The sequence below is a fragment of the Streptomyces sp. NPDC001219 genome (genome assembly GCF_053597915.1).
This window is the reverse complement of the sequence record NZ_JBSFJF010000002.1, coordinates 21109-35300: the sequence shown is the minus strand read 5'-3', so window position 1 is coordinate 35300 and position 14192 is coordinate 21109. Positions and strand designations below refer to the sequence as shown.

The 14192-nt window shown below is 72.2% G+C and carries 13 protein-coding genes, 1 tRNA gene, 1 pseudogene and 1 riboswitch; of the genes and pseudogenes, 5 read left to right on the top strand and 10 right to left on the bottom strand.

What is annotated here, in order from left to right; genetic code table 11:
* The first annotated feature begins 369 nt into the window (after positions 1-369).
* Complete coding sequence (locus ACWC9R_RS01650) at positions 370-993, top strand: O-methyltransferase (RefSeq protein ID WP_450728273.1); 624 nt, start codon at positions 370-372, stop codon at positions 991-993.
* Positions 994-1081: 88 nt separating this feature from the next.
* On the opposite strand, the gene ACWC9R_RS01645 is transcribed toward ACWC9R_RS01650, so the two are convergent.
* From ACWC9R_RS01645 to ACWC9R_RS01615, 7 genes are all read right to left on the bottom strand, one after another.
* Positions 1082-1303 carry an FmdB family zinc ribbon protein gene (locus ACWC9R_RS01645; protein ID WP_450727961.1) on the bottom strand — a complete coding sequence of 74 codons (222 nt, stop codon included), beginning with the start codon at positions 1301-1303 and terminating at the stop codon, positions 1082-1084.
* 25 nt (positions 1304-1328) lie between these two features.
* A complete protein-coding gene (locus ACWC9R_RS01640) occupies positions 1329-2441 on the bottom strand; it encodes a sugar kinase (RefSeq protein ID WP_450728271.1) in 1113 nt (370 codons plus the stop codon).
* 131 nt (positions 2442-2572) lie between these two features.
* A complete protein-coding gene (locus ACWC9R_RS01635) occupies positions 2573-3193 on the bottom strand; it encodes a bifunctional 4-hydroxy-2-oxoglutarate aldolase/2-dehydro-3-deoxy-phosphogluconate aldolase (protein ID WP_450727959.1) in 621 nt (206 codons plus the stop codon).
* A gap of 130 nt (positions 3194-3323) precedes the next feature.
* A complete protein-coding gene (dgoD, locus tag ACWC9R_RS01630) occupies positions 3324-4469 on the bottom strand; it encodes a galactonate dehydratase (RefSeq protein WP_450727957.1) in 1146 nt (381 codons plus the stop codon).
* A gap of 278 nt (positions 4470-4747) precedes the next feature.
* Positions 4748-5449, bottom strand: a complete 702-nt coding sequence (locus ACWC9R_RS01625) for a FadR/GntR family transcriptional regulator (RefSeq protein ID WP_450727955.1) — start codon at positions 5447-5449, stop codon at positions 4748-4750.
* Positions 5450-5674: 225 nt separating this feature from the next.
* Positions 5675-6406, bottom strand: a complete 732-nt coding sequence (locus tag ACWC9R_RS01620; protein WP_450727953.1) for a DUF4383 domain-containing protein — start codon at positions 6404-6406, stop codon at positions 5675-5677.
* 224 nt (positions 6407-6630) lie between these two features.
* Entirely contained in the window at positions 6631-8010 is a 1380-nt protein-coding gene (locus ACWC9R_RS01615; RefSeq protein WP_450727951.1) for a hypothetical protein, read from the bottom strand.
* A 142-nt stretch (positions 8011-8152) separates the two neighbouring features.
* On the opposite strand from ACWC9R_RS01615, the gene ACWC9R_RS01610 reads away from it, so the two are divergent.
* From ACWC9R_RS01610 to ACWC9R_RS01595, 4 genes are all read left to right on the top strand, one after another.
* Positions 8153-8224, top strand: a tRNA-Val gene (locus tag ACWC9R_RS01610).
* A gap of 167 nt (positions 8225-8391) precedes the next feature.
* Positions 8392-9477, top strand: coding sequence for a DUF1152 domain-containing protein (locus ACWC9R_RS01605; protein ID WP_450727949.1), 1086 nt, complete (start codon positions 8392-8394; stop codon positions 9475-9477).
* 266 nt (positions 9478-9743) lie between these two features.
* Complete coding sequence (locus ACWC9R_RS01600; protein ID WP_450727947.1) at positions 9744-10295, top strand: DoxX family protein; 552 nt, start codon at positions 9744-9746, stop codon at positions 10293-10295.
* A 184-nt stretch (positions 10296-10479) separates the two neighbouring features.
* Complete coding sequence (locus tag ACWC9R_RS01595) at positions 10480-10980, top strand: VOC family protein (protein WP_450727945.1); 501 nt, start codon at positions 10480-10482, stop codon at positions 10978-10980.
* 100 nt (positions 10981-11080) lie between these two features.
* Here the strand turns inward: ACWC9R_RS01595 and ACWC9R_RS01590 are convergent.
* From ACWC9R_RS01590 to ACWC9R_RS01580, 3 genes and pseudogenes are all read right to left on the bottom strand, one after another.
* Positions 11081-12281, bottom strand: a pseudogene (locus tag ACWC9R_RS01590) (HoxN/HupN/NixA family nickel/cobalt transporter).
* Positions 12280-12526: riboswitch (cobalamin riboswitch) on the bottom strand. (Overlaps the previous pseudogene by 2 nt.)
* 67 nt (positions 12527-12593) lie before the next feature.
* Positions 12594-13442 (bottom strand): alpha/beta fold hydrolase, encoded by an 849-nt coding sequence (locus ACWC9R_RS01585; RefSeq protein ID WP_450727943.1) that lies wholly within the window; start codon positions 13440-13442, stop codon positions 12594-12596.
* Positions 13439-14152, bottom strand: a complete 714-nt coding sequence (locus tag ACWC9R_RS01580) for a MarR family winged helix-turn-helix transcriptional regulator (RefSeq protein WP_450727941.1) — start codon at positions 14150-14152, stop codon at positions 13439-13441. Before ACWC9R_RS01580 ends, ACWC9R_RS01585 begins: the two co-directional genes overlap by 4 nt.
* Between the last annotated feature and the right edge of the window lie 40 nt (positions 14153-14192).

Below are 14192 nucleotides of genomic sequence, written 5' to 3'. Positions count from 1 at the left end.
GGTCACAACAAGGCGGCCACACAAGGGCGGGAGCACGAGACCGGACCGGGAGGTGGCTGGTGCGGCGAGAGGCCAGGAGAGGGAGGGAAGGAGGTGACGGGCGGAACGGACGGGGTGGAGGTGACGGGGACAGGGGGCCACTCGGCGTGGCAACGTCGTGTGGGGAGGCCCCCGCCGCTGGGCAGCCCAGGGGCAACGTCCGAGTGACGGCTCGTCGGGGGAGTGGAATATCTGCGAACGGTGGGCGACGGGCTCGACTAGTGTCGCCGAGGCGGTTGGCCGCACTGTCCGGTGATCCGCCGGGACCACGATCCTTGACCAAGAGGAGAGCCAGTGGCTGAGTCCAAGAGCACGCCGATCACAGCGGAGATGTACGCCTACGTCCTCGCCCACAATCCGCCGCTGAACGCCGCGCAGCGGGACATCGTGGAGCTCACGCACCAACAGTTCCCCGAAGCGGCGGGGATGCAGTCGGCGGAGGAGCAGGGGCCGCTGCTGGCGTTCCTGGTCCGGCTGACCGGGGCTCGGCATGTCGTCGAGGTGGGGACGTTCACCGGCTTCTCGACGCTCTCCATGGCTCAGGCGCTGCCCGAGGGCGGCACGCTGATCGCCTGCGACGTGTCCGAGGAGTGGACCGCCTACGGCCGGGAGTGCTGGGCCAAGGCCGGGGTCGCGGACCGTATCGATCTCCGTATCGCGCCCGCGCTGGAGACGCTGCGGTCGATGCCGGCCGAGCCGCATATCGATCTCGCCTATCTCGACGCGGACAAGGGCGGCTACATCGCCTACTGGGAGGAGCTGGTGCCCCGGCTGCGGCCGGGCGGCCTGATCATCGCGGACAACGTCCTGTACCACGGGGAGGTCGCCGACCCGGCAGCCACCGGGTCCGCCTTGGCCATCAGGGCCTTCAACGACCATGTGCTGGCGGACCCCCGTATGGAGGCGGTGATCCTCACCGTGGCGGACGGTGTGACGCTGGCGCGCAAGCAATAGCGTTCACCGGCCACCGGACCGGCCACCGGACCGGCCACCGGCCCCCCGCTCTGACCCGGCTCCGTGACGTGGTGACGCCCGGCAGGCGCTAGCCGCAGCAGCCGCCTCCACAGCAACCGCCGCCGCCACCGCCACCGCTCGGGGCGCGGGCGGGGGCGGTGGCGGAGCCGCCGACGGCGACCGTGGAGAGCAGCTTCACGGTGTCCTCGTGGCCCTCGGGGCACACGGCCGGGGCGGAGGACTCGGCCATCGGCCGGTTCAGCTCGAAGGTGGAGTCGCAGGGGCGGCACCGGTATTCGTAACGAGGCATGGGCACAGGTTAGCCGCGGCGCCGATCAGCGCACGACGGTGCCGGGCGGCGCGCCCAGCATGCCCAGCTCCGAGCGGGTCGGCGCGCCCTCCCAGTCGCCCGGCGACGCGACCGCGAACGCTCCGGTGGTGACGGCGCGCTCCAGACGTCCGGCTAGCCCTTCACCGTCCAGCAGCGCCGACAGATAGCCCGCCACGAAGGCATCGCCGGCGCCCACGGCATCCACGGCCCGTACGGGCTTGGCGGGCCGGTGGAGGGCGCCGCTGCCGGTGAAGGCCGTCGCCCCCGCCGCCCCGAGTTTGACCACGACCTCGCCGATGCCTTGGTCCAGCAGGAGCCCGGCCTGCGTCGCCACGGCGGCCGCGGGGTCGCCCGCGCCCTCCTCTGACGGCAGGGGCACGGCATCACCCCATGCACGGGCGCCGGCCGCCGTGGGTCCCTCTCGCTCCTCAACCCCCTCTCGCTCCTCAACCCCCTCCGCTCCTTCAGCCCCTTGGCTCCCGTCGTCCCCACCTGGCGAGCCCTCCCCGCCCTGGTCCCCGTCCCGGCCGCCGCCTCCTCCCGGCAGACACAACGGCAGCTCGTCGTCGGAGGCGATCAGGACGTCCACGGCGGGAAGCCACTCGCGAAGTACCTCGGCGGCCTCTTCGGCGGTCCACAGGCGGGCGCGGAAGTTGACATCGAGGCAGACCAGAGTGCCGTGCTCCCGCGCCAGTTGGAGGGCGCGCAGGGCCGCCGAGCGGGCCGTGGGGCTCAGGGCCGGGGTGATGCCCGTCAGGTGCAGGACGCGGGGCGGGGCGGCCGCGAAGGCGTGCTGGATCACGTCGGGGGTGAGCCGGGAGCCGGCCGATCCCGCGCGGTAGTAGTGCACCCGGGTGACCTCGGGCAGCCGCGGCTCGAAGACGAGCAGCCCGGTCGGGGCGCCCGGATCGGCCGAGGCGCCGGACACCTCGACGCCCTCGGCACGCAGCGTACGCAGCACCAGCTGTCCGGCCTCGTCGTCGCCGACCGCGCCCGCCCAGCGGACCTCGTGCCCGAGCCGGGCCAGGCCGATCGCGACATTGCTCTCCGCCCCGGCGACGGAGACGTTCATCGTGCCGCCGAGCTTCAGCGGGCCGCTGCCCCGTAGGGCGATCATCGTCTCGCCGAAGGTGAGGACGTCCGGGCGGCCGGGCCGCCCCGGGAGCAGCGGTCGGCCGGGCGCCGCCCCGGGACGGGCGGCGGCGGTGCCTTGCCGGTCCGTGCCGCGCGAGGCAGTCGGCTGCCCCGTCACTGTGCGCACGCTGCCTTGAACTCCGCCGCCCGCTTGCGCAGCCCGTCCAGGTCGCCGCCGTCCGCCGCGTCCCCGATCAGCGGGGAGCCGACGCCCACCGCCACCGCTCCGGCGGCGAAGTACGCCGGCGCGGTGGCCGCGTCCACCCCGCCGACCGGCACGAACGCCGGATCGGGGAAGGGACCGCGGAGCGCCTGCAGGTACGCGGGCCCGCCGACGGACGCCGGGAACAGCTTCAGGGCCGAGACGCCCAGCGCGTCGGCGGCGATCACCTCGGACGGTGTGAGCACGCCGGCGAGTGTCGGGAGCCCCTGCCGTACGGACTCCTCCAGACCGGGCCCCAGCCCGGGTGTGACGATGAGGTTGGCCCCGGCCTCGGCGGCGCGCCGGGCGTCAGCGGCGGTCAGGACGGTGCCGGCGCCGAGCCAGGCCGCATCGCCCAGCTCGGCACGGGCCCGCTGGATGACGGTCAGGGCGTCGTGTCCGCTGAGCGAGACCTCGATCAACGGAAGGTCCGCCTCCGCGAGCGCCATGACCGTACGGAAGGATGCCTCCGCATCCCTGCCCCGGATGATGGCGACCAGCCGTTCGGTCCGGAGCGCTGTGCTGAAGTCCATGGCGTTCCTGCTTTCTCCTGCTCCCCGCCGCGTGCGTACTGCGCGACCGGGCCGTTCGGGCGCACGGGTAACACCTCTGATTATTCCGGGCCGGATGGGCGGGCGTGAGGGGTGTGGAGCATGGGACCTGTTACCACTCGGCGAACGCCCCGTCCTCATGGCGCCATACCGGATTCCGCCACACGTGCCCCCGCTGATCCGCCGCCCGCACGGCGGCCTCGTCCACCTCCACGCCGAGGCCGGGGCGCTCGGTCCGCAGCAGCGAGCCGCCGTGGAAGCGGAACGGCTCCGGGTCCGCGACATAGTCCAGCAGCTCGGCGCCCTGGTGGTAGTGGATGCCGAGGGACTGTTCCTGGATGAGGAAGTTCGGTGTGGTGAAGGCGACTTGGAGGCTGGCGGCCAGGGCGACCGGGCCGAGGGGGCAGTGCGGGGCGAGCTGCGCCCCGTACACCTCCGCGAGGGCGGCGATCCGGCGCAGCTCGGAGATGCCGCCCGCATGCGAGATGTCGGGCTGGAGAATCGCCACCCCGGCTTGCAGGGGAGCCAGGAACTCTCGCCGGGTGAAGAGACGTTCACCGAGTGCGAGGGGGATGGAAGAGGCGTTCACGAGACCGGGGAGGGCATCCATGTAGTCGCAGAGGACGGGCTCCTCGACGAACATCGGTGCGTAGTCGGCCAGCAGGGGGAGGAGCCTGCGGGCGTTGGCAGGCGAGACCCGGCCGTGGAAGTCCAGGCCGAAATCCCGTTCGTCGCCCAGGACTTCGCGCGCGGTCTCGGCGCGCAGCAGGCATGCGCGTACTTCGGCGCGGGTCGCCACCGGCGTCATCCTGCCGCAGCCGTTCATCTTGACGGCGGTGAAACCCGCCTCGGTCTGTGCGGTGACCGCGTCACGGATGGCATGCGGTTCGTCGCCGCCCACCCAGGCGTAGGCGCGGATCTTCTCGCGGACCGGCCCGCCGAGCAGCTGGTGCACGGGGACTCCGTGGCGCTTCCCCTTGATGTCCCACAGCGCTTGGTCCAGCCCGGCGACTGCGGACGACAGGACGGGCCCGCCGCGATAGAAACCGCCCTTGGTCATGACCTGCCAGTGGTCCTCGATACGCGCCGCATCCTGCCCCAGGAGGTACTCGGACAGCACCTCCACGGCCGCCCGGACCGGCTCGGCCCGCCCCTCGACCACCGGCTCACCCCAGCCGACGACGCCCTCATCGGTCTCCACCCGTACGAACAGCCAGCGCGGCGGCGCGAGGAAGGTCTCGATGCGGCTGATCTTCATGGACCGGTCCGTCCTTTCGGCGTGCGGCCGTGCCGACCGGGCGTCCCCGGCCACCCGTGTGCCGGGCTCGTGCGCGAGGTCCTGCCCACCCACCTCGTCACCCGAACCGACACCGAGCACCGAGCCCGGAACGTGGCAGCGCCGCTCGCTCCGGCCTCCCACGGATACCGGCTCTCCACTGAGCCCGGCCCCCACGGATACCGGCCACTACGAATACCCAGCTACCCCTGATGCCCCGGTGCCACGGATTCCCGGCCCGCCAGGGCGCCCGGCCACCACTACGGATGCTCGCGCGCGGACACATCGAGCAGTTCGAGCATCGCCATGTACGCCCCGTCGACGTCCCGGTTCCGTACCGCCTCGACGACCGTGGCATGCAGCGCATGAGGGTCCTCGAAGGTCCCGGCCGCGGCCAGCACCGCCCGGTCGCGCTGGACCAGCACCGGCACGATCACCCGGTGCATCTGCGCGTAGAAGCGGTTGTTCGAGGCGATCAGCATCGCCGTGTGGAAGGACGCGTCGGCGCGTACGAGCAGCACCGGGTCGTCCTCGGCCGCGGCCATCGCGCTCAACGCGGCGTCCAGGGCCGCCAGATCCTCGTCGGTCCGGCGTTCCGCGGCGAGCCCGGCCGCCGCGGGCTCGATGGAACGGCGCAGTTCGAGCACGTCGGCGAAGAAGTCGGAGGAGACGCCGGCCGCCAGCTTCCACCGCAGTACGTCCGTGTCCAGGAGGTTCCAGTCCTCCCGGGGGCGGACGAAGGTGCCACGCTTGCGGTCGCTCCCGAGGAGGCCCTTGGTGGTCAGCACCTTGACCGCCTCCCGCAGCACGGTCTGGCTCACGTCCAGCTCCGCCATCACCTCCGGGACCGCCAGGCTCTCGCCCTCCCCGTACGTCCCCTTCAAGATCCGCTGGGCGAGCCTCTCGACCGCCGCATGGTGGGCCCCGTGCCCGGAGGAGGCGGCGTGCCCCGAACCGCTCATCGTGCTGCTCCCTGCTCCCCGCCCGGTACCCCTGCTGTCCGGCCGGCACCCGCTGATCCGAACCCGCTGTCCGGCCTCGCCCACTCAGGTCGCGGTGGGGGCGACGGAACCACGGCCCCCGTTCACTCGCCCCCACCCCAGCCGTCAGGGCGTACCGAGCACCCCATTCCCACCTCGGTACGCCCTGACGTTTCTGGCCCCCTCGCGCCCTGGGTCCACCCCGGCTCAGGGCTGCTTGCTGTCGCCACCGGTGCGGGTGCCGGAGCCGAGGGCGGTGGTGCGCCTTCTGCTCCCGCTGGTCCCGGCGCCGAACGAACCGCGCCCGGCGTGGGAGGCGCCCTGCATCTTGACCCGCGCCGCCTGTCGCGCGGCCGTCATACCGGAGACGGGCCGCAACTGTCCGCGGTCGAACTGCTCGGCCTCCTCCGGGTGCCGGGCGCGCCAGTACGGATTGTCATGGGGGAGGCCGCCGCTGACCCGCCCGTACATCCCGAAGACCAGCAGCATCAGCCCGACCAGGAAGCTGAACAGGACGTTCTGGATCTGGAAGGCGAGGAAGTTCGCGCCGGTGTCTAGCAGCGCCAGGTTCACGAATCCGCTCAGGAGGAAGAGGCCGCCGAGCACGATGTTGAGGGTCGAGGCGAGGTTCCCGCCGATCACCATGCCGGCGACGAGGACGGCTCCGACGACGATCGAGAGCACGCTCAGCGTGCCGTTGGTGTTGAGCCCGGCCACGGTGTCGCCGCCGGTGTCGAAGTAGCCGATGTGGTGGGTCAGCCCGAGGACGCCGAACGCGATCAGTACCAGGCCCATCAGCCCGGCGCCGATGCGGTAGACCCTGCTGAGCCGGTGGTCCACGGGCAGATGCTCGTCGAGCCGTGTGCGGTGCTTCCTCTTCGCCCGGTGGAACGGGTTCGCGGGCCCGTGCAGGGTCTGGCCAGTAGCCCCAGTTGCCATGTCCGGCCTCCTTCGCGCAGGTGCCGACTGGGCCGTACTTCCCTCCAGCATCCGCCCAGGTGCCAGTTCACGCCATCGCACCCAGGGACGCGGGAGCACGAAGGGGCTCCCACCGCACCGCAGGATTCCCGGCCGGGCGGCCGGACCGACCCGGCCACGCTTCGGGCCGCACCCCGGCCGGGCCCCGGCACGCCACACCCCGGGGCCGCCCCGCCGCAGCGGCCTCAGCCGCCGGTCCCGCCCCTGGCGTCCCGGATCTCCTGCACCACCCGGGCCGCCGTCTCCCGTACCGCCTCGGTCTCCATCAGGAAGTGCCACCAGTCCGGATGGCGCCCCTCCAGGCCCGCGACCGCACGGTCCAGCCGCGCCACCGCCTCGTCCAGGGGGCCGGCGTGCCGCGGATCGGGGGTGCTGCGCCCGGTCATCGCCAGCCGCTGCGCGTCCCGTACGGCGAAACGGGTCCGCTCGACCTCCTTCTGCCGGTCGAACGACACCGCGTCGAGCCGCCGCAGCCGGTCACCGGCCGCCGACACCGCCTCATCGGTGGTGTCCAGCAGCGCCCGTGCGGTCGCCAGCCGGCTCGTGGCATCCGCCCAGCGCTGCTCGTCCCGCGCCTGCTGTGCCTCCCGCAGCTTGACCTCGGCCTGCTGGACGGACTGCGTGGCCTGCTCCGGTACCTGCTGGAGGTCCTGCCAGCACGCCGCGCTGTACCGCCGCCGCAGCTCGCTGAGGACCGGGTCGACCTTGCCGGCCCGCGTCGTGATCGCCTGCGCCCGGGTCCGCAGCGACACCAGCCGCTTGTCGATCTCCGCGGCCTTCCCCGGCAGCCGCTCGGCCTCGGCCCGTACGCCCTCGGCCTGGCGCAGCATGTCGTCGGCCCGCCGGATCGTCTCCTGCACACCGTGCTGCCCCGCGCCCTGATTGAGCTTGGTCAGCTCCGGCGCGAGCGCCGCCAGCCGGGCCGCGAGGTCATCGGCCCGCAGGCCCTGCGCACGGACCGCGTCCAGCGCGTTGCTCGCCGCCAGCAGCCCCTGCCGGGCCCGCTCCACGGCCGGCGCCAGCCGCGCCAGCTGTGTCTCGGCGGACTGCAACAGCGGCGTCAGCCCCTGCGCGAACCGGTCCAGCTCGCCCTTGACCCGCTCCAGCTCCTGCTTCGCCTGGGTCAGATCGGCCCGCGCCCGCGCCACCGCGGCGCCGTCGAGGTCGTCACGGTCCAGATCGTGGGAGTCGACCGCGGTGATGTACCCCTGGCTGACCTCGTCGATCCGCCGGCCGAATCCCTCGTACTCCTCCGCGGCCTTCCGCGCGGGCGGCGAGGTGTCGACGGCGGTGATGGTCTCTATCGAGATCCGCAGATCACGGTGGGCGGTGTCCAGCTCGTAGAACGCCGCCGCGGCGGCATCCTTCGCGGCCTGCGCATCGGCCCGCTGGCCCTCCCCGCGCCCGAACCAGCGACGGGTCCCCCCGCCCGCGAACGACAACGGCGCCATCGCCGCCATCAGCGGCAACGGCAGCAACATGAGCGCCACCACATCGCGGACCGGGCCCCCACGGGCGCGACGGCGTTCTCGCTGCTCATGCGGCTGAGTCTCTGTCGCCGTCACTTCCCTCTCCCGATCGGATCGCCCCAGGACCGAATGTCATTCTCCCACTCACCGGAAACGAACACACCGGCCGGTAAGTTCGCACTTCGCGCACTGGTTTGCAGTTCAGGCCCGGAGGCAAGGTAGTCTGTCGGCTCGGCAAGGGCGCATAGCTCAGCGGTAGAGCGCTGCTCTTACAAAGCAGATGTCACAGGTTCAAATCCTGTTGTGCCCACTCCTTGCGTGAAACGACAAAGGCCCAGGTCATCCGAGGTGAATTCGGATTCCTGGGCCTTGATCATTTTCTGCGGCGCAGTGAGGCGAGGCGGCGGGGGCAGGCGCGGGTCCCGCTTCGGTCGCCGGTTCTGCCCCGTATGCCCACGTACTCGTACGCTGGCCTGCATGACGCGCGTGATCGTGGCAGCGGGCGGAGGCGGTGATGCTGTCGCCGCTGCGATGCTGGACGGCGCTCTCCACGGTGGCGGGACGCCTGCGGTGGTGTTCACCTACGCGTGGGACCGGACGGTGACCGATCCCGTCCCGGGGCCCAGAGGGCCGGCCAACTTCACGGGGCTTCGCGCGCTCACCCGCAGTGTCTGGACGGTCCCCGCCGACGCGGCGGCGATCGCTCCCGCCGGTTCGACGCTTCCGGGGCTGGCCGCGGAGCTTCCGCAGAGCTTCGCGCTCATCGATCCGCATCACGGCGCCGAGGGCATGGTGCGCCAGCTCGAAGAACTCGTCCAATACGTGGAGCCGGAATCCGTCGACCTCCTGGATGTCGGCGGCGACATCCTCGCCCAAGGCGGCGAACCCACTCTCCGCAGCCCGCTCGCCGATGCCCTCACCCTCGCGGCGTGCTGCGAACTCAACTTCCCCGTACGGCTTCTGGTCGCGGGACCCGGCCTCGACGGCGAACTCCCCGCCGACGTCCTGCGTGACCGTCTGGGGCCCGTGGTCCTGACTCTTGACGCCGGGCATGTCGCCCCGGTCGGCCCGGTTCTGGAGTGGCATCCCTCCGAGGCCACGGCGATGCTGGCCGCCGCAGCGCGCGGCGTGCGCGGCCGGTGCGAAGGGGGAGGTGGCGGGGTGCCGGTGCCGCTCACCGACGAGAGTCCCGTCGTGTACGAGGCGGACCTGGACGCAGCCCTCGACCGCAACCAGCTCGCCGGCGCCGTCCTCGCGACGGAGAACCTGCACCAGGTCGAGCGGTACAGCCGCGAGATCTGCGGCTTCTCGGAAATCGACGACGAACGGCACCACGCCGGCCGGCAGCCCACGGGGGAGTTCACCCCGGAACTCGTGCTCCGGCGGCTCGATGAATTCGAGGCCGGTGCGCGGGCGCGCGGAATTACCCACACCACATTCCGGCGGCTCGCCGAAGGCTGTGGTCTCGGCGGCGGCCAACGTCAGGAGCTCAGAGCGCTGTTGCTCAGCCGACGCCCGGAGCAGTACCAGGCTCCGCTGTGGCACATCCCGGCCGAAGCCTGAGCGGCGCGCGGCGTGGGGCGCAGGTCGGTGTCCCCTGCGCCCCCTCTGTCGAACTCGCATGTAGATGAGGGGAGTTGACGGCCGGGGCTGTGCCGCGAGGGGAGGGCGGGTGTCGCCATGGCGCCGGGCGCCCCGGGGGAGTCCGGCGTGCGCGTTGTTGTTCGTGGTGGGGGTGCTGTGTATCGTCGGGAGGGTGACTTGAAGTTTCAAGTAGTTGTTCGCGGCCTCGTGTGGCCGGACCCGACATGCGAAAGAGCGGCTCCTGTATGACGTCCCCCCTCGGCACTCTCGCGTCCTCCCGTATCGACCTCCCCGCCCGTCGTGACGCCTCTCCGCACGGCTACGACGCCGGGCTCCTGCTGCTGCGCCTCGCGCTCGGACTGACCATGGCGGCTCATGGGGCCCAGAAGCTGTTCGGCTGGTTCGGCGGACCGGGGCTGGACGGGACCGGGCAGTTCTTCACGATGAGCGGCTACCCGGCGGGCCGGACGATGGCCGTCGTCGCCGGTCTGAGCGAGACGCTCGGCGGGCTCGGGCTGGTGGCCGGACTGCTCACGCCGCTGGCCGGGGCGGCCGTCGTCGGCACGATGATCAACGCGCTGGCCGTGAAGTGGGGCGGCGGCTTCTTCGCGCCCAAGGGGGTCGAGTACGAGTTGCTGCTGACGGCCGGTGCGGCGGCCCTGACGCTGACCGGGCCCGGCCGCTACGCCGTCGACCGCCTGCTGCCCGGTCTGCGGTCCGCCCGGCCGCTGCACGGAGTGCTCGCGCTGCTGCTGGGGGTGGTGCTGGCCGGCGGGGTGCTGCTGGTCCGGAAGTGACCACGGGCCCCGGGGGTGGCCGCCTCGCCCCGCGCGCACCGGGGGCCACGGACGGGACGTCCGGCGGCCGCATACCGGGCCGGCCGGCCCTGGGCAGAGGCGGGGTGTGCGGGGTACAGCAGAGACAGGGGAGGGCGGCGGCGCCACGGCGGTGTCGCGGCCGGGAGACGGGAGAAGGGGCTCCATGTCCGTACGACGTCTGAACCACGCGGTGCTCAACGTCCGCGATGTGGCGCGGTCGGTGGCCTTCTACACCGACACCCTCGGGCTGACGGTGGACGTCGAGGTGCCGGGGCGGGCCGCTTTTCTCAGCGCCCCCGGTTCACTCAACGACCATGATCTGGGGCTGTTCGCGGTGGCGCCGGACGCGCCGGGGCCGGCGGCCGGGCAGGTCGGGCTGTACCACCTGGCCTGGGAGGTCGGCACGCTCCGCGCACTCGTCGAGGCCCGGACCCGGCTCACCGAGCGGGGCGCCCTGGTGGGTTCCAGCGATCATCTCGTCGCCAAGTCGCTGTACGCCAAGGACCCGGACGGCAACGAGTTCGAGGTGATGTGGCGGGTGCCGCGGGAGGACTGGCCGGGCCCGGACCTGCCGGACCGGCTGCTGCCCCTCGATCTGGCGGCGGCGCTGGAGCGCTGGGGGCCGGACCGGGAGACGGGCGCCGCGGCCGGCTCCGCCACGTGAGAACGCCGGGCCGGCCCGGACGCTGAGGAGGCGGAGCCTGTGGGGCTGGCGGGGCCGGGGTGGGGCTCCGCCTCAGGGACTGGGCGCGGTCCGCCCCGCCTCAGGCGCCCGGCGCGGTCTGCTCCGCCGACTCGGTCGTCTGCCCGGCCCGCTCCGCCTGCCCGGCCCGCTCCGCCCGCTCGGCCCAGCGCTGTTCGACGCCGGTCAGCCGCCAGTACGCCAGCGCCGCGGCCCACACCACCACGAACAGGCCGACGATGATGAAGCCGACGTTGTCGAGGTCGAGGCCCGAAATCCAGCCGGTCAGCGCGTCGTTGAGGCCGAGCTTGTCGTGCAGCACGGTCACCAGCTCGATGGTGCCGATGAAGAAGGCGACGGCGATCGACAGGCCGGTGATGGTGAGGTTGTAGTAGACCTTGCGCACCGGGTTGGCGAACGCCCACTGGTAGGCGAAGTTCATGAAGGTGCCGTCCAGGGTGTCGAACAGGCTCATGCCGGCGGCGAACAGCAGCGGCAGGCACAGGATCGCGTACCAGGGCAGGCCCGCCGCGGCGCCGCTGCCCGCCATCACCATCAGGGTCACCTCGGTCGCGGTGTCGAAGCCGAGCCCGAAGAGGAAGCCGAGCGGGAACATCTGGCCGGGCCGGGAGATGGAGCGGGTGAACCGCCCCAGGAAGCGGTTCATGAAGCCGCGCGCGTCGAGGCGCTGCTCCAGCTCGGCCTCGTCGTAGCGGCCGTCGCGCAGCCCGCGGAAGACCCGCCAGATCCCGGCCAGCGCGATGAGGTTGAGGGCGGCGATGAGGTAGAGGAACGTGCCCGAGACCGTGGTGCCGACGGTGCCCAGGATCTGGTGCGTACGGGACTCGTCGTTGAGCAGGGTGCCGGCGAGCTGGGCGCCGCCGGCCACCAGGGCCGCCATCGCCACGACCACGCTGGAGTGGCCGAGGGCGAACCAGAAGCCGACCGAGACCGGACGCTTGCCGTCGGCCATCAGCTTGCGGGTGGTGTTGTCGATCGCGGCGATGTGGTCGGCGTCGAAGGCGTGCCGCATGCCGAGGGTGTACGCGGTGACGCCGAGCCCGACGCCGAAGACCTGGCTGCCGACGGCGTAGTGGTTCGGGACCACGAGCAGGAAGAGCACGCCGAAGGCGACGACGTGCAGCCCGGCTATGACGGCCATCAGGCCCGCGGTGCGGAGGGTGTCCTGCCGGCGCCAGCGGAACGCGGCGGGGGCAGGGGACTTGGGAGTATTGGTGGGCAGGGCCATCCGGACGGTCACGCTCCAGCACCTCGTGGATCACTTCGTGAGATGCCGTGGCCGGTCTCCTGGCTTGGGGTTACCACCCTGCCCCTTTGCAGCCTGGGGGAGGGTGCCCGTCTCCACCCCCGCCTTCCCGGCCGCGGGCTGCGGTCAGTGGCGCCGCGGACGCGTCAGGCGCCCGCGGAAGGGGTGGAAACTTCCCGATCACAGTGGCGAGGGCCGCTCCGGACTGGGACCACAAGGTCCGTCACCGGATTCCCGAGCACCACGGCCCGGCCACTCTAGCGGCCACCCCGGAGGCACGAGGGGTGTGGGGGTTCGCCGCCTCCGGAGGGCAGCGGTGCGCCGTGGGTCAGTAGTCCAGGGACGACAGGAAGGCGTGCAGTTCGTGATCGAAGAGCGGGGTGTTCTCCAGATTGACCATATGGGCCGCCCCCGGTATGCGGACTCTTCGGGCGCCGGGGACGGTCAGGGCTATCGCGTGGGCGTTGGCGGAGATGTCCCTGCTGTCGAGATCGCCGTCGAGCACGACCGTCGGCACCCGGATCTCGCCGAGGCGGTCGGCGGCGCCGACCTCCAGGGGTATACCGGCACCCATACCGTCGGCATGGACCTCCACATTGGCCGCTGCCGAGGCGCGCATCCGTTCGCGGAAGCCCGGGTGCACCGCGGACGGCTCACGATGCGGCCCGTCCACCCACATCCGCAGGAAGTGCTCGACATACCACTCCGCGCCGTCCGGTGTGCCGATCGCCGCCACCTGCTCCTTGATGTGCTCCAGCACGAAGGGGTCGGTGAAGGCCCGGCCACTGATCCCCGGTGAGGCCAGCGCGAGGGCCGTCACCCGGCCGGGGTGGGCGAGGGCGGTGTCGAGCGCGACCCGTGCGCCGTGGGAGAGGCCGACGAGAACGGCGCTGGAGACGTCGAGTGAGTCCAGCAGGGCGCACAGGTCGTCGTGGTTGGCGTAGTCCCCGGTCACGGTGGAGGACAGGCCGTGCCCGCGGAAGTCGTAACGGATCGCGCGCAGGCCGGAGTTGACCAGCCAGGTGAACTGCTCGTCCCACATGTGCTGGTCGAGCATGCCGCCGTGCAGCAGCACCACCGCGGGGCCCGAGCCGGCCGTCTCGTAGAACAGCTCGCCCTCGTCGACCGGCACGATGCCGTTGTCGATCTCGGACCAGGCGGTGATTCTCCGCGTCATTCCCCTGACCGTCCTTCGTGCATGAGAGGGGCCGGGGCGGGTCTGCCACCGCGGCCGTCCGACGTACCGTCGTTACCGATACTGCCGTTACCGTCGTTACTGCCTTCATTGATACGACTATCACGACTGTCCTGGCTGCCCTGACTGTCGGTTTCCTCCCGTGGAACGCGCGAGCCGTTCGCCAGGTGCCGGAATTCCTCGCCGAGCCGGTCGAGTACGTGCAGCGCGGTGCGGACGTCGGCGGCGGGCAGATCGGCCAGCCGCTGCCGCAGCTCCGTCGCCTCGAACTGCTGGATGCCGCGTATCGCCGCCGTGCCCTCGGCGGTGAGCCGGATCAGCGACGAGCGGCGGTGGGCGGGATTCGGGGCCGTGACGACCAGGCCCAGCTCCGCCGCGTGGTTCACCCGGCGCTGCACCGGCTGGCGGTCGAGCCCCATTCCGCGCGCCAACTGCGGGACGGTACGCGGGCCTTCGGTGTGCAGCGCGTCCAGCAACGCGTGTTCACCGGCGGTCAGGCCGGTGTCCGCCAGTTCGCGCTCCACCGCGCGCACGACTGTGCGGTGCAGCGGCCACAGGCGACGGATGACGCCGTACAGCAGATCCTCGGCGGCCGCCGCTTCTCCCGCGCCGGCGTCCCACTCCGGGGTCCTCTCGGCGTCCTGCTCGGCATCCCGCACGGCACCCCGGTCCGTATCCCTCTCGGCGCCCATCTCTACCCCCTCCTCGATGACACTTGTGATGTCATGATGA

What these genes read in the sequence shown, in the direction of transcription:
- ACWC9R_RS01650 (WP_450728273.1), top strand. Translation starts at nt 370, where the DNA reads ATGTACGCCTACGTCCTCGCCCACAATCCGCCGCTGAACGCCGCGCAG.
- ACWC9R_RS01645 (WP_450727961.1), bottom strand. Translation starts at nt 1,303, where the DNA reads ATGCCTCGTTACGAATACCGGTGCCGCCCCTGCGACTCCACCTTCGAG.
- ACWC9R_RS01640 (WP_450728271.1), bottom strand. Translation starts at nt 2,441, where the DNA reads ATGATCGCCCTACGGGGCAGCGGCCCGCTGAAGCTCGGCGGCACGATG.
- ACWC9R_RS01635 (WP_450727959.1), bottom strand. Translation starts at nt 3,193, where the DNA reads ATGGACTTCAGCACAGCGCTCCGGACCGAACGGCTGGTCGCCATCATC.
- dgoD (WP_450727957.1), bottom strand. Translation starts at nt 4,469, where the DNA reads ATGAAGATCAGCCGCATCGAGACCTTCCTCGCGCCGCCGCGCTGGCTG.
- ACWC9R_RS01625 (WP_450727955.1), bottom strand. Translation starts at nt 5,449, where the DNA reads ATGAGCGGTTCGGGGCACGCCGCCTCCTCCGGGCACGGGGCCCACCAT.
- ACWC9R_RS01620 (WP_450727953.1), bottom strand. Translation starts at nt 6,406, where the DNA reads ATGGCAACTGGGGCTACTGGCCAGACCCTGCACGGGCCCGCGAACCCG.
- ACWC9R_RS01605 (WP_450727949.1), top strand. Translation starts at nt 8,392, where the DNA reads ATGACGCGCGTGATCGTGGCAGCGGGCGGAGGCGGTGATGCTGTCGCC.
- ACWC9R_RS01600 (WP_450727947.1), top strand. Translation starts at nt 9,744, where the DNA reads ATGACGTCCCCCCTCGGCACTCTCGCGTCCTCCCGTATCGACCTCCCC.
- ACWC9R_RS01595 (WP_450727945.1), top strand. Translation starts at nt 10,480, where the DNA reads ATGTCCGTACGACGTCTGAACCACGCGGTGCTCAACGTCCGCGATGTG.
- ACWC9R_RS01585 (WP_450727943.1), bottom strand. Translation starts at nt 13,442, where the DNA reads ATGACGCGGAGAATCACCGCCTGGTCCGAGATCGACAACGGCATCGTG.
- ACWC9R_RS01580 (WP_450727941.1), bottom strand. Translation starts at nt 14,152, where the DNA reads ATGGGCGCCGAGAGGGATACGGACCGGGGTGCCGTGCGGGATGCCGAG.